At 71.9% G+C, this 16,575-nt stretch carries 19 protein-coding genes; 10 read left to right on the plus strand and 9 right to left on the minus strand.

Going from position 1 to position 16,575, the window contains the following annotated elements:
• Window positions 1-20 precede the first annotated feature (20 nt).
• Both O3S82_RS09260 and O3S82_RS09265 read right to left on the minus strand, forming a co-directional pair.
• Window positions 21-1,310, minus strand: coding sequence for a M20/M25/M40 family metallo-hydrolase (locus O3S82_RS09260; RefSeq protein WP_179424280.1), 1,290 nt, complete (start codon window positions 1,308-1,310; stop codon window positions 21-23).
• 13 nt (window positions 1,311-1,323) lie between these two features.
• Window positions 1,324-1,713, minus strand: coding sequence for an SRPBCC family protein (locus O3S82_RS09265; protein WP_179424279.1), 390 nt, complete (start codon window positions 1,711-1,713; stop codon window positions 1,324-1,326).
• 23 nt (window positions 1,714-1,736) lie between these two features.
• Here O3S82_RS09265 and O3S82_RS09270 point away from each other — a divergent pair, with 23 nt between their 5' ends.
• The 3 genes from O3S82_RS09270 to O3S82_RS09280 are packed head-to-tail and all read left to right on the plus strand — an operon-like array spanning window position 1,737 to window position 4,481.
• Window positions 1,737-2,621 (plus strand): AAA family ATPase, encoded by an 885-nt coding sequence (locus O3S82_RS09270; protein ID WP_218845746.1) that lies wholly within the window; start codon window positions 1,737-1,739, stop codon window positions 2,619-2,621.
• Entirely contained in the window at window positions 2,618-4,012 is a 1,395-nt protein-coding gene (locus O3S82_RS09275) for a VWA domain-containing protein (RefSeq protein ID WP_269302329.1), read from the plus strand. Before O3S82_RS09270 ends, O3S82_RS09275 begins: the two co-directional genes overlap by 4 nt.
• Before the next feature lie 13 nt (window positions 4,013-4,025).
• Window positions 4,026-4,481: a hypothetical protein gene (locus O3S82_RS09280; protein WP_269302331.1), complete on the plus strand. Its 456-nt coding sequence runs from the start codon at window positions 4,026-4,028 to the stop codon at window positions 4,479-4,481.
• A 1-nt stretch (window position 4,482) separates the two neighbouring features.
• On the opposite strand, the gene O3S82_RS09285 is transcribed toward O3S82_RS09280, so the two are convergent.
• On the minus strand, window positions 4,483-5,379 hold the full coding sequence (locus O3S82_RS09285; protein ID WP_269302332.1) for an EamA family transporter: 897 nt from the start codon (window positions 5,377-5,379) through the stop codon (window positions 4,483-4,485).
• Between the two features lie 60 nt (window positions 5,380-5,439).
• Here O3S82_RS09285 and O3S82_RS09290 point away from each other — a divergent pair, with 60 nt between their 5' ends.
• From O3S82_RS09290 to efeB, 7 genes are all read left to right on the plus strand, one after another.
• Window positions 5,440-5,937, plus strand: a complete 498-nt coding sequence (locus tag O3S82_RS09290) for a macro domain-containing protein (protein WP_269302333.1) — start codon at window positions 5,440-5,442, stop codon at window positions 5,935-5,937.
• A 21-nt stretch (window positions 5,938-5,958) separates the two neighbouring features.
• Window positions 5,959-6,483 carry a metallophosphoesterase family protein gene (locus tag O3S82_RS09295; protein WP_269302334.1) on the plus strand — a complete coding sequence of 175 codons (525 nt, stop codon included), beginning with the start codon at window positions 5,959-5,961 and terminating at the stop codon, window positions 6,481-6,483.
• Window positions 6,484-6,488: 5 nt separating this feature from the next.
• Window positions 6,489-7,151: a hypothetical protein gene (locus O3S82_RS09300; protein ID WP_269302336.1), complete on the plus strand. Its 663-nt coding sequence runs from the start codon at window positions 6,489-6,491 to the stop codon at window positions 7,149-7,151.
• A gap of 53 nt (window positions 7,152-7,204) precedes the next feature.
• Window positions 7,205-8,359, plus strand: coding sequence for an HNH endonuclease signature motif containing protein (locus O3S82_RS09305; protein WP_269302338.1), 1,155 nt, complete (start codon window positions 7,205-7,207; stop codon window positions 8,357-8,359).
• A 97-nt stretch (window positions 8,360-8,456) separates the two neighbouring features.
• Entirely contained in the window at window positions 8,457-9,314 is an 858-nt protein-coding gene (gene efeU, locus O3S82_RS09310; protein ID WP_269302339.1) for an iron uptake transporter permease EfeU, read from the plus strand.
• Window positions 9,311-10,522 (plus strand): iron uptake system protein EfeO, encoded by a 1,212-nt coding sequence (gene efeO, locus O3S82_RS09315; protein WP_269302342.1) that lies wholly within the window; start codon window positions 9,311-9,313, stop codon window positions 10,520-10,522. Before efeU ends, efeO begins: the two co-directional genes overlap by 4 nt.
• Window positions 10,519-11,757, plus strand: coding sequence for an iron uptake transporter deferrochelatase/peroxidase subunit (gene efeB, locus O3S82_RS09320; RefSeq protein WP_269302344.1), 1,239 nt, complete (start codon window positions 10,519-10,521; stop codon window positions 11,755-11,757). Before efeO ends, efeB begins: the two co-directional genes overlap by 4 nt.
• Here efeB and nusB read toward each other — a convergent pair.
• The 6 genes from nusB to aroC are packed head-to-tail and all read right to left on the minus strand — an operon-like array spanning window position 11,689 to window position 16,575.
• Entirely contained in the window at window positions 11,689-12,180 is a 492-nt protein-coding gene (nusB, locus tag O3S82_RS09325; protein ID WP_269302346.1) for a transcription antitermination factor NusB, read from the minus strand. The two genes, efeB and nusB, sit on opposite strands and share 69 nt — an antisense overlap.
• Window positions 12,180-12,746: an elongation factor P gene (gene efp, locus O3S82_RS09330; protein ID WP_425545978.1), complete on the minus strand. Its 567-nt coding sequence runs from the start codon at window positions 12,744-12,746 to the stop codon at window positions 12,180-12,182. Before efp ends, nusB begins: the two co-directional genes overlap by 1 nt.
• Window positions 12,743-13,816 carry a M24 family metallopeptidase gene (locus O3S82_RS09335; RefSeq protein ID WP_269302349.1) on the minus strand — a complete coding sequence of 358 codons (1,074 nt, stop codon included), beginning with the start codon at window positions 13,814-13,816 and terminating at the stop codon, window positions 12,743-12,745. The genes efp and O3S82_RS09335 overlap by 4 nt, the downstream gene beginning before the upstream one ends.
• On the minus strand, window positions 13,809-14,891 hold the full coding sequence (gene aroB / locus O3S82_RS09340; protein WP_269302351.1) for a 3-dehydroquinate synthase: 1,083 nt from the start codon (window positions 14,889-14,891) through the stop codon (window positions 13,809-13,811). The genes O3S82_RS09335 and aroB overlap by 8 nt, the downstream gene beginning before the upstream one ends.
• Window positions 14,888-15,400: a shikimate kinase gene (locus tag O3S82_RS09345; protein ID WP_269302353.1), complete on the minus strand. Its 513-nt coding sequence runs from the start codon at window positions 15,398-15,400 to the stop codon at window positions 14,888-14,890. The genes aroB and O3S82_RS09345 overlap by 4 nt, the downstream gene beginning before the upstream one ends.
• Complete coding sequence (aroC, locus tag O3S82_RS09350) at window positions 15,397-16,575, minus strand: chorismate synthase (protein WP_179424263.1); 1,179 nt, start codon at window positions 16,573-16,575, stop codon at window positions 15,397-15,399. Before aroC ends, O3S82_RS09345 begins: the two co-directional genes overlap by 4 nt.

The following is a 16,575-nucleotide window of genomic DNA, read 5'->3' on the forward strand; positions in this document are numbered from 1 at the left end:
CCCTGCGGAGGTATGCGGGGTCAGGCCAGATCGAGGAACTCGTCGAAGACCCGGGTGCCGAACTGCAGCGCGTCGACCGGCACGCGCTCGTCGACGCCGTGGAACAGGGCGGTGAAGTCGAGGTCGGCAGGGAGCCGCAGCGGCACGAACCCGTACGACGTCATGCCGAGCTTGTGCCACGCCTTCGCGTCGGTGCCACCGGACATGAGGAAGGGCGCGACGTGCGCCTCGGGGTCGTGCTTGAGCAGCGACACGGTCATCGCGTCGACGAGGTCGCCCTCGAAGCCGTACTCGAGCGGGATGTCCTGGTGGTACGGCTCGACCCGGACGCCCTCGCCGACGATGTCCTGCACGCGCGACACGAACGTCTCGTGGTGTCCGGGCAGCGGACGTCCGTCGACGTAGGCGACGGCCTCCCCCGGCACGACGTTGTGCTTGTACCCGGCCTGCGCCATCGTCGTGTTGGTCGAGTTCCGCAGGCCGGAGCCGATCATCCGCACGGCGGGGCCGAAGTGCTCGAGGAGCTCGTCGGGCGTGCCCTCGGTGCCGCTCAGCTCGCGCACCTTGTCCAGCAGCAGCCGCATCGAGGGGCCGGGCTCGAGGGGCCACTCGTGCTCGCCGATGCGGACGAGCGCCCGGGCGAGGTGGGTGATCGCGTTGTCGGGGTTGGCCATCGAGCCGTGGCCGGCCGTGCCGGTGGCGGTGAGGCGCAGCCAGGCGATGCCCTTCTCCCCCGACTCCAGCAGGTAGAGGCGCTTGCCGGCGACCTCGGTGGAGAAGCCGCCGACCTCGCCGACGGCCTCGGTGCAGCCCTCGAACCACTCGGGGTGCTCGGCCACGAGCCAGTGGGCGCCGAGCTGTCCGCCGGCCTCCTCGTCGGCCGTGAAGACCAGCAGGATCGGGCGGGCGGGGATGCGGCCGGCACGCTGGCGCTCGCGCACCACGGCCAGCAGGATCGCGTCGAAGTCCTTCATGTCCACGGCGCCGCGGCCCACGACGTAGTCGTCGACGATCTCGGCGGCGAACGGGTCGACCGACCAGTCCGACGCCTGCGCCGGCACCACGTCGAGGTGGCCGTGGACCACGAGCCCGGGGCGCGAGGAGGTCTGGTCGCCCCACCGCGCCAGCACCGAGGCGCGTCCGGACTCCGACTCGAGGATGGTCGACTCGATGCCGACCTCGGCGAGGCTGGCGGCGACGTACTCGGCGGCGGCGCGCTCGCCCGGGCCCGAGGAGTCACCGTAGTTGGACGTGTCGATCCGGATCAGGTCACGGCAGAGGTCGACGACCTCGTTCTCGGCGGCGGACATGCGTCCAGCCTAGTCAGGCCAGCAGACGCCGCAGGACCGTCGAGACCATCAGGCCCAGCAGCCGCCGGGTGACCGGGTCGAGGAGGCGCGGCACGCCGATGACGCTCACGTCCTCGTCCCACGTGACGACCGACCCCGTGCCGTGCGGCTCGACGGTGATCGAGGCCCTCCCCCGGACGACGCGTCCCCGCTTCACGAGGTCGACGCGGCGCGGCGGCTCCCACGCCGTCACGTCCATCGGGTCGTCGAAGCCGACGGGTCCGATCGCGGTCCGGGCGGTGAAGCCGTCGGGCCGCGTGGTGATCGTCGTGAGGGGCACGCGGTGGCGCTCCCAGTCGGTCACCCGGGCGAACGCCGACTCGACGTCGTGGTGTGACGTGTACCTCACTACCGTCCTGGCCATACGGACAGCGTAGAGTTGAATCCATGTTCAACAAGGGCACCATGCCGTTCTCCTCGGTCGCCGACGTCAAGGCGCGCCTGGCCACGGCCGGCTACCTGGCCTCGGACGCCGTCGCCACCACCGTCTTCCTCGCCAGCGAGCTGGGCAAGCCGCTGCTCGTCGAGGGCCCCGCCGGCGTCGGCAAGACCGAGCTCTCGCGCGCGGTCGCCCAGGCCTGCGGCGCCGAGCTCGTCCGCCTCCAGTGCTACGAGGGCGTCGACGAGTCGCGCGCGATCTACGAGTGGAACCACGCGAAGCAGCTGCTGCGCATCTCGGCCGGACAGGACGAGACGTGGAGCGAGGCGAAGTCGGACATCTTCTCCGAGGAGTTCCTGCTGCCGCGCCCGCTGCTCTCGGCGATCCGCAACGAGGGCCCCACGGTGCTGCTCATCGACGAGACCGACAAGGCCGACGTCGAGATCGAGGGTCTGCTGCTGGAGGTCCTGGGCGACTTCCAGATCACGATCCCCGAGCTCGGCACCGTGACGGCGACCCAGCGCCCCTTCGTCGTGCTGACCTCGAACGCGACCCGCGAGCTGAGCGAGGCGCTGCGCCGCCGCTGCCTGTTCCTGCACATCGAGTTCCCCTCGGCCGACCTGGAGCGCGACATCGTCGCCCTGAAGGTGCCCGACCTCGACCAGGCGCTCGCCGACTCGGTGGTCCGCGTCGTCAACGCCCTGCGCGCGATGCCGCTGCGCAAGGCCCCCTCGGTCTCCGAGACGCTCGACTGGGCGCGCACCCTCGTGGCCCTCGGCGCCGACACCCTGACCTCCGAGGTCGTCTCGGAGAGCCTCGGCGTCGTGCTCAAGCACAACGACGACATCGACAAGGCCCGCGCGAAGCTGGACCTGGACGCCGTTCTCTCATGAGCACCCAGGTCGCCGCCCGGCTGGTCGAGTTCGTCGAGGCGCTGCGCGTCAAGGGCGTCAACGCCGGGCCCAGCGAGACGATCGACGCGGCCGACGTCATGCGCGTGCTGGGCCTCGACGACCGCGACCTGCTCCGCGAGGGCCTCGCCGCCGCGCTCGTGCGCCGCGGCGGTCAGCGCGACGTCTTCGACCAGACCTTCGACCTGTTCTTCCCGATCGGCGTGGGCCGTCCCGAGGCCGCCCGCGACGCCGACGAGGACCTCGACGTCCAGCAGATCCGCGAGCTGCTGCTCATGGCGCTGCTCGACCGCGACCCGCGCACGCTGGCTCAGATCGCGGAGATCGCCGTCGACGTGCTCGGCGAGGTGGGCCAGCCCGGCACCGAGACCGCCGGCTGGTCGGCCTATCAGACCATCGACCGGCTCCAGCCCCAGACGCTCATCGCCGCCGCCATGGCGATGCGTCCCGGTGGCGGTTCGGGCCAGGGCGGGCAGGGCCTCGGCACGCAGTTCACCGACCGCCTCGCCCGCGACGAGGTCCGTCAGGGCGTCGAGGCCTTCCGCGAGATGGTGCAGGCCGAGGCCCGGCGTCGCTCCGCCGAGCTGCGTGGCCGCGAGCTCGTCGCCCGCCACGCCGTGCGCTCGTCGCGCGACCGCGTGGACTTCCTCAGCGCGAACCGCCAGCAGCTCGAGGAGCTGCGCCGCTCGGTGCAGCCCCTCGCGCGCGTGCTGGCCACGCGCCTGTCCGCCCGTCGCCGGCGTCGCCGCCGCGGGAAGATCGACATGCGCCGCACGCTGCGCCGCGCGATGGGCACCGGCGGCGTCCCGATGCGACCCGTGTTCGAGAAGCCGCGTCCCAGCCGCCCCGAGCTCGTCCTGCTGTGCGACGTCTCGGGCTCGGTCGCGGGCTTCTCCAACTTCACGATGCTGTTGACGCAGGCACTGAGCGCGCAGTTCAGCAAGGTCCGCGTCTTCGCGTTCGTCAACGCCATGGCCGAGGTCACCGAGATCGTCCGCGACGGCGCGGTCTCCGGTGGCGCCGAGATCGAGCCGCGCATCCGTGCCGAGGCGAAGATCACGAAGTGGCACACGAGCAGCGACTACGGCGAGGCCTTCCTGGACTTCCAGGAGTTCTTCCTCGACGCGGTCGGCCCGCGCACCGCGGTGCTGATCCTGGGCGATGCGCGCAACAACAACCAGAACCCGCGCTTCGACGCCCTCCACGAGATCGCGATGCGGTCGCGACGGACGTACTGGCTCAATCCCGAGCACCACACGCGGTGGGGTCTGGGCGACTCCGAGGCGCTGGCCTACGCTGAGATCGTCCCCATGCACGAGTGCGCGAACGTCGATCAGCTGACGCACTTCGTCACCCGCCTGCTGCCGGTCTGATCGAGGAGCCGCCATGCGCATCCTGTCCCGAGTCGCGGTGCTGGCGGTGTTGGCCCTCGCCCTCACGGCGTGCGGTGGCGAGGACGACTCCCCCGGCTCAGACTCGCCGACGTCGGCGACGCCGGCCCCGAGCCGCGGCGTGCCGTCCGGCGTCGAGGAGCGACTCGACTCCCCCGCGGGCGTCGTCGTCGGCGAGGAGGGACGCATCCACGTGGTGACGTACGGCAGCAGCACGAATCCCGCGATCGTCCGCCAGGCCAGTGCCGAGGGCCAGACCGTCACGGTGCAGGTGAGCGCGGTCGAGGGCCGCCCGGCGACGATGGACTACGTGCCGACCACGTCGACGTTCGACCTGCCCGAGGGCGTCGACCGCGACGAGCCGGTCACGTTCGTCCTCGGCGACTTCGGCACGGTCGAGCTCGAGGCGATCGAGCCCGGCAACCAGGCCTGGGTCGAACGCGAGGAGTGAGTCAGCGCACCGGCACGCGCTCGCGGCGCCGCAGCAGGCGTCCGAGCGCGGCCTGCACGGGCGCCTGGCCCAGCAGCACGCCCGCCAGCACGAGCAGCATGCCGATCGCCTGCACGGGGCCGAAGATCTCGTGCGCCAGGGCCACGCCCAGCACGGTGCCGGCCACCGGGTTCAGCAGGCCGATGAGCGACACCGACGCGGCCGGCATCCGCTGCAGGCCCCGGAACCACAGGTAGTTCGCCAGGCCCGTGGCCACGAGGCCGATGTAGAGGAAGCCCAGCACGGCCGGCGCGTCCAGCGCGGGCGGCGGCCCCTCCACGACGAGCGCGACGGGCAGCAGGAGCAGGCCGCCGGCGACGAGCTGCCAGGCCGTGAGGGTGAGCAGGTCGACCGGGGCGGTCCACCGCTTGAGCAGCACGTAGCCGAACGACGACATCACCACGGCGCCGAGCGAGGCGGCGACCCCGACCATGTCGACCGCGAAGCCGGCCCTCAGGACGAGCAGGGCGACCCCGGCGATGCCGAGGACGGCCGCACCGAGCGAGGCGAGCCGTGGGCGCTCGGCGATCAGCAGCCACGCCACGAGCATCATCGCGATGGGCGCCGTGGCCGTCAGCGTCGCCGCCAGGCCGCTGGGCAGCCGGTAGGCCGCCACGAAGATCAGGGCGAAGAACGCGCCGATGTTGAGCGTGCCGAGCAGCAGGGCGCGCCACCACCACGAGCCGCTGGGCAGGGTGGGCCGCAGCGCGAGCAGCAGCAGCCCGACCGGGAGCGCCCGCATCAGGGCCCCGAACAGCGGACGATCGGGCGGGAGGAAGGCGCCGGTGACGTAGTACGTCGATCCCCAGGCGACGGGTGCGAGCGCGGTCAGCAGGGGCGTCGTCCACTTCGCATCCACGGGTGGTTCAAGGCGTTCCGGCGTCGGGCTATTCCTGCGCTCTCGACCTACGATCGGCACATGACCCGGCTCAGCGCAATCCATGCCGACATCACGACGCTGGAGGTCGACGCGATCGTCAACGCCGCGAACAACGCCATGCGCGGCGGTGGCGGCGTCGACGGCGCGATCCACGCCGCGGGCGGCCCCGCCGTGCTGGCCGACTGCGTCGCCCGGTTCCCCGATGGTCTCGCGACCGGTGACGCCGGCTGGACCACCGCGGGTGACCTGCCCGCGCGCTGGATCATCCACACCGTCGGGCCGAACCGCCATGCCGGTCAGACCGACGTCGCCCTGCTCGAGTCCTGCTACCGGCGTTCGCTGGAGGTCGCCGACGATCTCGGCGCCCGTGAGGTCGCATTCCCGCTCGTCGGGGCCGGCGTCTACGGGTGGTCGAAGGCCGACTCGGTCGCGGCGGCCGTCCGTGCGGTGCAGGCGGGGACGTTCGGCGTCGAGCACGTCCTCCTGGTCGGCTACGACGACGCGGCCCGCCGCGAGATCGAGGCGGCGCTCGGCTGAGTGAGACGGTTGACTGTCCCCATGGCCACCCGATTCCTCCTGCTCGCGGACACCCACCTGCCCAAGCGCGCGAAGGACCTGCCGGACGAGGTCTGGGCCGCCGTCGACGAGGCGGACGTCGTCGTTCACGCGGGCGACTGGGTCGACGTGGACACCTTGGACGCCCTCGAGGCCCGGTCCGCGCGGCTGCTCGCGGTGTACGGCAACAACGACCACGGCGTCCTGCGCGAGCGGCTGCCGCTCGTCGCCCACTCCGAGATCGAGGGCATGCGGTTCGCGGTCGTCCACGAGACCGGCGACGCGAAGGGCCGCGAGGCGCGCTGCAGTGCCGAGTACCCCGACGCCGACGTGCTGGTCTTCGGGCACAGCCACATCCCGTGGGACACCACGACGGCGTCGGGACTGCGCCTGCTCAACCCGGGGTCCCCCACCGACCGCCGGCGCCAGCCGTTCTGCACGTACATGACCGCGGTCGCCGACGCGGGGACCCTGCGCGACGTCCGGCTCCACGAGCTGCCGCCGAGGACACCCGCCCGGCGGCGGTGAGCCCGGTGTTCCTGCTCGTCCCCAGTCCGCTGCTCGGCCCGGCCACGTGGCGACCGGTCGAGGACTGGCTGTTCGCGCAGGGGCACGAGGCGAGCACGGTCGACCTCGGGTCCGGGCCGCGCACGCCGGAGGGCGTGGTCGAGTCCGTGAGGGCGGCCGCCGGCGACCGGTCGGTCGTCCTCGTCCCGCACAGCAATGCGGGGCTGTACGCGGCACACCTGGGCACCGTCCTGTCCGTCACGGGCACCGTCTACGTCGACGCGGCACTGCCCGAGCCCACGGCGACCGAGGCCCGGCTCGCCCCTCAGGCGTTCCTCGGCTTCCTGCGCGACCTCGAGGACCCCGACGGCACGCTGCCGCCCTGGACCCAGTGGTGGCCCGCCGTCGACCACCTCTTCCCCGACCCGGGCACACGTGCCGCCGTCGAGCGCGAGCAGCCGCGGGTGCCGCTCGCCTACTTCACGCGCACCGTCCCCGTGCCCGAGCGTTGGACCGAGCGACCGGCCGCCTACCTCGCCTTCGGCGACACCTACGCGGCCGAGTACGACCTCGCCCGGACTTCGGGCTGGCCCGTCCAGCGCCTCGACGGTGCCCACCTGCACCAGCTGATCGACCCTGGGGCCGTTGGCGCCGCGGTGGCCGCCCTCGCCGAGGCTGCCTCCAGCTGACGCTTCGACCTCACGTTCGGAATCTGTCGGTGGCACCCACTAGGTTGGGCTTCATGGAGTTGAGCCGAGCGGTCGTCACGGGTGACGCGGTGCGTCGCGCACGTGCGGTCGCGGAGTTCGAGGAGTGGGAGTTCGTCGTCTCCCACCACGCGATGCGGGTGGCCGAGATCGACCGCGTCGATGACATCCCGCTGTCGAAGGATCTGGCCCGGCGTGAGGTCACACTCGACCTGGCGCGAGCGCTGCGGACCACCGAGCACCAGGTGTGGGGCATGGTCCACGAGGCCGACACGCTGCAGTCCCGGGCCCCGTTGGTGTGGGAGTCGTTCCGGTCCGGTGACATCGACGCCGACCGCACGTCCGCGATCGCCTCGACGGCCGAGCGGCTGCAGACGCGTGAGGCGTGGGCGGCGCTGGAGCACTCGGCTCCGGAGTACGCGGCCACCCACACGCTGGCCGAGCTGCGGTCGTGGCTGCGTCGGCTGCGGGCCCGGCTCGAGCCCGAGGAGACGCAGGCCGAGGCCGACCGTGCGGTCGAGCAGCGACGCGTCTCGATCACCCACAACGACGACGGCACGTCGTGGTTCAACGCGCTGCTGCCCACCGGGCTGGCGATCGCGATCGGCGAACGGCTGCGCAAGGCCGCCCGCGCCATCCCCTCCATCGACCCCGCCACGGGTGAGCGCGACCGCCGCACCCGCGACCAGAAGCAGGCCGACCTCGTCGCCGACTGGCTGACCTCCAACACCGGGACCGTCGGCGACCTCCGTGCCGAGATCGCCATCAGCATCAGCGCCAGCGACCTGCTCGGCTACACCAACGGCCCCGGCCTCACCCTCGACGGCGAGCCCGTCGGCGCCGCATGGGTCCGCGAGCTCGCCACCTCCGAGCACGCCGTGCTCCGACGGCTGGTCCTCGACCCCCTCGGACACGTCCTCGACACCCAAGTCCTCAGCTACCGGCCACCCGAATCACTCCGCCAAGCCCTCCACTGGAGAGACGGCACCTGCCGGGTCGCCGGCTGCCGAGCGAACGTCCACGAGACCGACCTCGACCACGCCAAGGCCTACGACTCAGGCGGATCCACCTCCGGAAACAACCTCCGCTGCCTCTGTCGAAAACACCACAACATGAAGTCCCACGGTCACCTCCACGACCGCCACCTCGACGCGCCCCTGAGCCGTCGGGAGCGCTACCGAGTCCTGTGACGCTTGCTACACCCGGGGTGCGTCGAGGGTGAGCGCGGACGGGAGTACCTTTGCTGAGGCTGCCCTAAGCCGGGCTGCTCGAAACCGAAGGTGAGTCATGCTCGGAACGTTCCTGATCGGCCTGCGCGAGGGCCTCGAGGCCTCGCTCGTCGTCGGCATCCTCATCGCCTACGTCCGCAAGATCGGGCGCGACGACGTCGTCCCCCGCATCTGGGCCGGCGTGGCGATCGCGGTCGCGCTGTCGCTCGGCCTCGGCGCCCTGCTGACCTTCGGGACCTACGGGCTGAGCTTCGAGGCGCAGGAGATCATCGGCGGCACCCTGTCGATCCTCGCCGTCGGGCTCGTCACCTGGATGATCTTCTGGATGGCCCGCACGGCCCGCGGTCTCAAGAGCGAGCTCGAGCACCAGGTCGACGCGCGCCTCGACGGTCCCGGATGGGGACTGGTCGCGATCGGCTTCGTCGCCGTCGCCCGCGAGGGACTGGAGACCGCGCTGTTCCTCTGGAGCGCCGTCCGGTCCAGCGGTGACGCTCCCCTGGCCTGGATCGGGGCCGTCCTCGGCCTGCTCGCCGCCGTGGCGATCGGCTGGCTGATCTACCGCGGCATCGTGCGGATCAACCTCGGGACGTTCTTCACCTGGACCGGCGCACTGCTGATCGTCGTCGCCGCCGGCATCCTCGCCTACGGCGTGCACGACCTCCAGGAGGCCGGGGTGCTTCACGGTCCGTGGACCGGCACCACCGGCTGGGCGTTCCAGCTCAGCGACACCATCGACCCCACGGGTCTGCCCGCTGCCCTCCTCAAGGGCACGGTCGGGTTCTCCCCGGACATGACCCAGCTCGAGATCGCCGTCTGGGCGATCTACCTCGTCGTCGTCGGCACCGCGTACGCGCGGGTCGTCGGTCGACCCCGCCGTGCGGCCCGCGCCGCCTCGAACGAAGGAACCCGTGCATGAACCGTCGCTCCCGCTCCACCGTGCTGGCCGTCGCCCTCACCGCGACGCTCGGCCTGAGCGCCTGCGTCAAGAACTCCGAGTCCGGCGACGCCGCGATCGAGGTCTCCAGCACCGCCGACGGCTGCGAGGTCTCGGCGGCGAAGGCCGCCAGCGGCACCATCACGTTCGACGTGACGAACGACGGCGACAAGATCACCGAGTTCTATTTGCTCGACAGCGACAAGCTGCGGATCATCGGCGAGGTCGAGAACATCGCCCCGGGCACCTCGCGCAACCTCACGGTGCAGGCGCAGCCCGGCGACTACTTCACCGAGTGCAAGCCCGGCATGGTCGGCGACGGCGTCGGGAACGCGGCCTTCACGGTCACCGGCGACGACGTCGCGGTCGACGAGGACGAGCAGGAGGCCATCGACGCGGCCGTCGACTCCTACACCGCGTACACCAAGGACCAGGTCGGCGAGCTCGTCGGCAACGTCGAGCAGTTCGTGGCCGCCTACGCCTCCGGCGACGACGCGAAGGCGCGCGAGCTCTTCCCGATCACCCGCATCAACTACGAGCGGATCGAGCCCACGGCCGAGCAGTTCGGCGACCTCGACCCGAAGATCGACTACCGCAAGCCCGGCGCCGAGGCCGAGGGCCTGCCGTTCACCGGCTTCCACCGGATCGAGATGGACCTGTGGCTCGACGAGGCTCGCAAGAACTACCCCGACGAGAAGATCGCCCCGCTGGACGCGGCCGCGCGGAAGGAGCTCGGTGAGCAGCTCGTCACCGACATCCAGGCGCTGTACGACAAGGTCCACTCCGACGACTTCGTGCTCTCGATCGGCGACATCACGAACGGCGCCATCGGCCTGCTCGACGAGGTCGCCGCGCCCGACGGCAAGCTCCCGGGCGAGGAGGACGAGTTCAGTCACACCGACCTCTACGACTTCTACGCCAACGTCGAGGGCGCCAAGGTGGCCTACACGTCCGTGCGCGACATCGCCGAGAGCAAGGGCGAGGACGGTGCCCAGCTGGTCACCGACCTCGACGAGCAGTTCGGCTCGATGTTCGCGCTGCTCGAGACGCACGGCGACTACGACAAGGGCTTCGTCTCGTACGACACCGTGGCGCAACCGCAGCGCAACGAGCTCGGCGCGCAGCTCAACGCCCTGAGCGAGCCGCTGTCGCAGCTCACGCACACCGTCCTCGGGGTCTCCTCGTCATGACCGGCTCGCGGCTGTCGCGCCGGTCGGCCCTCGGGCTGATCGGCGCCGCGGGCGCCGTGGGCGTCACCGGCGGGTTCGCCGCCGGCGCCACCCGCGACGACGCGCCGGCCACCGAAGACCGTGTGGTGCCGTTCCACGGCCCGCACCAGGCCGGCATCACCACGCCCGTGCAGCAGCACCTGTACTTCGCGTCGTTCGACCTGACGTCCACCGCCGACCGCGACGACGTGAGGTCACTGCTGGCCGACTGGACCGACGCGGCCGCGCGAATGACGCGCGGCGAGGAGGTCACGGCCGAGGGCGCCACCGGCGGTGGCCCCTACAAGCCGCCGGACGACACCGGCGAGGCGCTCGGCCTCTCGGCCCACGCCCTGACCGTGACGTTCGGCTTCGGCCCCAGTCTCTTCGACGACCGCTTCGGTCTCGCCGACCGGCGCCCGCGCGAGCTCGTCGAGCTGCCGTCGTTCGCGTTCGACCTGCTGGAGGACCGCTACAGCGGCGGCGACCTGTGCATCCAGGCGTGCGCCGAGGACCCGCAGGTCGCCGTGCACGCGATCCGCAACCTCTCGCGCATCGCGTTCGGACGGGCGCAGGTGCGCTGGACCCAGCTGGGCTACGGGCGCACGTCCACCACGACGAAGGCGCAGGCCACCCCGCGCAACCTCTTCGGGTTCAAGGACGGCACCGCCAACGTGTTCGGCACCGACACCGCCGACCTCGAGCGGTGGGTGTGGTCCGACGGCTCCGACCAGCCGTGGATGGCGGGCGGCTCGTTCCTCGTGGCCCGCAAGATCGCGATGCTCATCGAGTCGTGGGACCGCGTCCGGCTGGAGGAGCAGGAGGCGATCATCGGCCGCGACAAGGGCGAGGGCGCGCCCCTGTCGGGCGGCCGCGAGTTCACCGACCCCGACTTCGACGTGGTCTCCACGCAGGCTGGCGGTCCGGCGATCCCGATGACCGCGCACATGCGCCTGGCGCACCCCGACCAGAACGGCGGGGCGCGCCTGCTGCGGCGCGGCTACAACTACGTCGAGGGCAACAACGACCTCGGACAGCTCAATGCGGGACTGTTCTTCCTGGCCTACGGACGCTCGCCGCAGCAGTTCATCGACATCCAGCGGTCGCTCGCGACGGATGCACTCAACGAGTACATCCGCCACATCGGCTCAGCCGTCTTCGCGATCCCCCGCGGCGTCAGACCCGGCGGCTCCGTCGGCGACGGGCTCTTCGGCTGAGGCCTGCTCGGCCGCGCGCAACGCCTGCGGCTTCACCTCGGCGACCTTCGACAGCAGGCCGTTGATGAACTTCGGCGACTCGTCGGTGGACAGCTCGCGGGCCAGCTCGACGGCCTCGCTGATCGCCACCGGATCGGGCACGTCCTCGGCCCACAGGATCTCGTAGACGCCGATCCGCAGCAGGTTGCGGTCGACGGCCGGCATCCGGTCGAGCGACCACGCGTGCGAGTGCTCCTCGAGGAGGGCGTCGATCTGCGCGGCGTGCGCGGCGACGCCCTCGACGAGCCCGACCGTGTACGGGTTCACCGGCGGGTCGTTGACCTCGAGGCGGTCGGCCAACGTGCCGTCGGCCGCCAGGCCGCGGGACTCGGACTCGAAGAGGATGTCCAGGGCCCGCTTGCGGTACTTGGTGCGTGCAGCCATCAGGCCTTCACACGACCGAGGTAGCTGCCGTCGCGCGTGTCGACCTTGACCTTCTCGCCGGAGTCGATGAACAGCGGCACCTGGATCTCCTTGCCGGTCTCCAGGCGGGCGGGCTTGGTGCCGCCGCTGGAGCGGTCGCCCTGCAGGCCCGGGTCGGTGTGCTCGATGACGAGCTCGACCGAGGCCGGCAGCTCGACGTAGAGCACGCGGCCCTCGTTGGTGGCGACGACGGCGTTCTGGTTCTCCAGCAGGTAGTCGACCGTGGTGCCCATCGACTCGGGCGTGACCTCGATCTGGTCGTACGTGGAGATGTCCATGAACACGTAGTTCGTGCCGTCGTTGTACAGGTACTGCATGTCGCGCTTGTCGACCGTGGCCGTCTCGACCTTGGTGCCGGCGTTGAAGGTCTTGTCGAGGGTCTTGCCGGACTCGACGTCCTTGAGCTTCGTACGGACGAAGGCGGGGCCCTTGCCCGGCTTGACGTGCTGGAACTCGGTGACGGCCAACAGCTTTCCGTCGATCTTGAGGACCATGCCGTTCTTGAGGTCGTTCGTGGTTGCCATCAGTCGATCTCCAGGAGTTCCTTGGTGAGGTCGGTGAGCACGTCGGGCTCACCGCCGTGGTCGGGGTCGGTGACGAGGACGGTGTCCTCGATGCGCACGCCCCCACGGCCCGGAAGGTAGACCCCCGGCTCCATCGTCAGGACGGTGCGGCTGACCAGTCTACCGGGGTGCGCGGAGCCGATGAACGGGTCCTCGTGGATCTGCAGCCCGACGCCGTGGCCCAGACCGGTCGTGAAGGCGTCGATCCAGCCCGAGGCCTCCAGCGACGCGCGTGCCGCGGTGTTCGCGTCGGCCACCGGGACGTCCGGTCGCAGGCGGTCGAGACCCGCCGCCTGGGACTCGCGCACGGCGGCGTGGATCTCGCGCTGCCAGTCGGCGGCGGGGCCGAGGACGACCGTGCGGGTGCAGTCGGCGTGGTAGCCGTCGAACCGCGCGCCGAAGTCGATCTTGAGCAGGTCGCCGGCGCGCAGCTCACGGTCGGTCGGCGAGTGGTGCGGGATCGCGGTGTGCTCGCCGGAGGCCAGGATCGTGTCGAACGCCTTGTCCTCGGCGCCGAGCTCGAGCATGCGCCACTCGAGGTCGCGGGCCACCTCGCGCTCGGTGCGGCCGACGAGCGGACCGACCAGCAGGGCCTCGAGTGCCTCGCAGGAGATCTCACAGGCCCGACGCAGCGCGGCGACCTCGGTCTCGTCCTTGACCTCGCGCAGCCGCTCCACGAGCCGACCGGAGGCCTCGGGACGGTCGAGTCGCTGCCACGAGTCGACGTCGAGCAGGTGGGTCTCGGCGACGAGGTCGGCCGGTGCGCGGCCGGCGGCCACGCCGATCAGGTCGCGCGTGATGACGATCTCGACGTCGCCCAGTCCGGCGGCGTCGAGCTCGGCCGCGGCCTGGTCGCGGTAGCGCCCGTCGGTGAGGAACAGCGGCTCGCCCTCGGTGGGCACCAGCGCGGCGCCGTTCGACCCCGTGAAGCCGGTCAGGTAGCGCAGGTTGACCAGGTCGGAGACGTACATCGCGGCATGGCCGCCCTCGGCCAGCAGGCCGCGGAGGCGCTCGAGCCGGCTCGGGTCAGCCACGGACGGCCTCCCAGCTGGCGCGGAGCACGTCCTCGTCGGGACCGGCGAGGATGCGCGGGCTCGCGAGGCCGTCGAGCACGACGAACCGCAGCTGGTCGCCGCGCGTCTTCTTGTCGAGGCGCATCCCGGCGAGCAGCTCCTCGAACGTCGCTCCGTCGTAGCTGGTCGGCAGGCCCACGAGACCCAGCGTGTCACGGTGACGGGCCAGCAGCGCGTCGTCGACCAGGCCGGTGCGGTGGGCGAGCTCGGCCACGAACACCATGCCCACGCTGATCGCCTCGCCGTGGCGCAGGGTGTACCGCTCGTGCCGCTCGATCGCGTGGCCGAGCGTGTGGCCGTAGTTGAGCGCCTCGCGGCCGATCGAGCCGTCGGCGCCGCGCTCGTGCAGGTCGGCGGCGACGGTGCGCGCCTTCACGGCGATCCCGCGGGTGACGAGGTCGGCGAGGAGGTCGTCGGTGGGGTCGAGCGCCCGCTCGGGCGAGGCCTCGACGTCGGTGAGGATGGACGGGTCGGCGATGAAGCCGCACTTCACGACCTCGGCCAGTCCCCCGCGCAGCTCACGCTCGGGCAGCTCCGCGAGCGTGGCGAGGTCGCACAGCACGCCGATCGGCTCGTGGAACGCGCCCACGAGGTTCTTGCCGGCGGCGACGTTGATGCCGGTCTTGCCGCCGACGGCCGCGTCGACCATGCCGAGCACGGTCGTGGGGACCGTGACGAACCGGACGCCGCGCAGCCAGCTGGCCGCGACGAACCCGGCGAGGTCGGTGGTGGCTCCTCCCCCGACGCCGATCACGAGGTCGGAGCGGGTGAAGCCCCGCAGGCCCAGCTGGTCCCAGCAGTGCGCCAGGAACTCGACGGTCTTGGCCCGCTCGCCGTCGGGCGCCTCGATCAGCAGCACCTCGCGGCCGGGCAGGTGCTGCGCGAGGCCCTCGGCGACGCCGGTGACGGGTCCGGCGTGGACGATCGCGACGCGCAGCGCGTCGTCGGGCACGAGCGTCTCGAGCTCGGCCATGACGTGGTGTCCGACCACGACCTCGTAGGGCTGGGAGGTCTCGACCGCGACGCGGCGGGTCATCGGCCCAGCTCCGCGAGGACGCGGTCGACGACCTGGTCGGGCGAGAGGTCGTTCGTGTCCACGGTGAACGTCGCGACCTCGTTGTAGAGCGGGCGGCGCGAGTCCATGAGGGCCTTGAGCTGCCCGCGGATGTTGCCCAGCAGCAGCGGGCGGCCGGAGTTCATGCCGACGCGGGCGGCGGCCTGCGCCAGACCCACGTCGAGGTGGGCCACGACGTGGTCGGCCAGCAGCGCGCGGGTGCCGTCGTCCATGACCGCTCCCCCGCCCAGTGCGAGCACGCCGTCGTGCGTGCGCAGCGCCTCGGCCACCGCGGCGGCCTCGAGCCGGCGGAAGACGGGCTCGCCGCGGCCGACGAAGATGTCCTGCACGCTCTCGCGCTCGGCGGCCTCGACGTCCTGGTCGGTGTCGCGGACCTGCACCCCGAGTCGATCCGCCAGCAGTCCGGCCACCGTGGTCTTCCCGGCGCCGGGCGGACCGACGACCACGACGACCGGGCGGGTGCCGGTCACCGGTGGCTCAGGTTGTCGAGGTAGGAGCGCACGTTGCGGCTGGTCTCGCCGACGGAGTCGCCGCCGAACTTCTCCAGCAGCGCGTCGGCGACGACGAGCGCGACCATGGCCTCGGCGACGATGCCGGCGGCCGGGACCGCGCACACGTCGGAGCGCTGGTGGTGGGCCCGCGTCTCCTCACCCGTCTGCACGTCGACGGTGCGCAGCGCACGCGGGACGGTGGCGATGGGCTTCATCGCGGCGCGGACGCGCAGCAGCTCACCGGTGGTCATGCCGCCCTCGGTGCCGCCGGCACGACCGGAGACACGCCGGATGCCCTCGGGCGTCGGCACGATCTCGTCGTGGGCCAGCGAGCCGCGCGTGCGCGCCAGCTCGAAGCCGTCGCCGAGCTCGACGCCCTTGATGGCCTGGATGCCCATGAGCGCGGCCGCGAGGCGGCTGTCGAGACGTCGGTCCCACTGCGTGTGCGAGCCGAGTCCCGGCGGCAGGCCCTCGACGATGACCTCGACGACGCCGCCGAGGGTGTCGCCGTCCTTGTGGGCGGCGTCGACCTCGGCCACCATCAGCTCGGACGTGGCGGGGTCGAAGCAGCGCAGCGGGTCGGCGTCGAGGCGCTCGACGTCGGCGTGGCCCGGCAGCACGCCGGCGGGCGCCTTCACGGTGCCCAGCTCGACGACGTGGCTGACGATGCGGGCGCCGGTGGTCTGCGCGATGAACTGCGCGGCGATCTCGCCGAGCGCGACGCGGGCCGCGGTCTCGCGGGCGCTCGCGCGCTCGAGGATCGGGCGGGCCTCGTCGAAGTCGAACTTCTGCATGCCCGCGAGGTCGGCGTGGCCGGGGCGCGGACGCGTCAGCGGGGCGTTGCGCTTGAGACCGGCGAGGGTCTCGGGGTCGACCGGGTCGGCCGCCATGACCTGCTCCCACTTGGGCCACTCGCTGTTGCCGATCCGCATCGCGATCGGGCTGCCGAGCGTGCGCCCGTGGCGGATGCCGCCGATGATCTCGAGCTCGTCGGCCTCGAAGGCCATCCGGGCGCCGCGGCCGTAGCCGAGGCGGCGGCGCGCGAGGGCCGCCTGGATCTCCTTGCTCGTGACCTCCACACCGGCCGGGAGGCCGTCGAGGGTCGCGACGAGTGCGGGGCCGTGTGACTCACCGGCGGTCAACCAACGAAGCAT

This window comes from Aeromicrobium sp. HA, assembly GCF_027171405.1.
GTDB lineage: Bacteria > Actinomycetota > Actinomycetes > Propionibacteriales > Nocardioidaceae > Aeromicrobium > Aeromicrobium tamlense.

Excerpts from the sequence above, each read along its gene's own strand:
- O3S82_RS09260 (WP_179424280.1), bottom strand. The coding sequence starts at position 1,310 with ATGTCCGCCGCCGAGAACGAGGTCGTCGACCTCTGCCGTGACCTGATC.
- O3S82_RS09265 (WP_179424279.1), bottom strand. The coding sequence starts at position 1,713 with ATGGCCAGGACGGTAGTGAGGTACACGTCACACCACGACGTCGAGTCG.
- O3S82_RS09270 (WP_218845746.1), top strand. The coding sequence starts at position 1,737 with ATGTTCAACAAGGGCACCATGCCGTTCTCCTCGGTCGCCGACGTCAAG.
- O3S82_RS09275 (WP_269302329.1), top strand. The coding sequence starts at position 2,618 with ATGAGCACCCAGGTCGCCGCCCGGCTGGTCGAGTTCGTCGAGGCGCTG.
- O3S82_RS09280 (WP_269302331.1), top strand. The coding sequence starts at position 4,026 with ATGCGCATCCTGTCCCGAGTCGCGGTGCTGGCGGTGTTGGCCCTCGCC.
- O3S82_RS09290 (WP_269302333.1), top strand. The coding sequence starts at position 5,440 with ATGACCCGGCTCAGCGCAATCCATGCCGACATCACGACGCTGGAGGTC.
- O3S82_RS09295 (WP_269302334.1), top strand. The coding sequence starts at position 5,959 with ATGGCCACCCGATTCCTCCTGCTCGCGGACACCCACCTGCCCAAGCGC.
- O3S82_RS09305 (WP_269302338.1), top strand. The coding sequence starts at position 7,205 with ATGGAGTTGAGCCGAGCGGTCGTCACGGGTGACGCGGTGCGTCGCGCA.
- efeU (WP_269302339.1), top strand. The coding sequence starts at position 8,457 with ATGCTCGGAACGTTCCTGATCGGCCTGCGCGAGGGCCTCGAGGCCTCG.
- efeO (WP_269302342.1), top strand. The coding sequence starts at position 9,311 with ATGAACCGTCGCTCCCGCTCCACCGTGCTGGCCGTCGCCCTCACCGCG.
- efeB (WP_269302344.1), top strand. The coding sequence starts at position 10,519 with ATGACCGGCTCGCGGCTGTCGCGCCGGTCGGCCCTCGGGCTGATCGGC.
- nusB (WP_269302346.1), bottom strand. The coding sequence starts at position 12,180 with ATGGCTGCACGCACCAAGTACCGCAAGCGGGCCCTGGACATCCTCTTC.
- aroB (WP_269302351.1), bottom strand. The coding sequence starts at position 14,891 with ATGACCCGCCGCGTCGCGGTCGAGACCTCCCAGCCCTACGAGGTCGTG.
- aroC (WP_179424263.1), bottom strand. The coding sequence starts at position 16,575 with ATGCTTCGTTGGTTGACCGCCGGTGAGTCACACGGCCCCGCACTCGTC.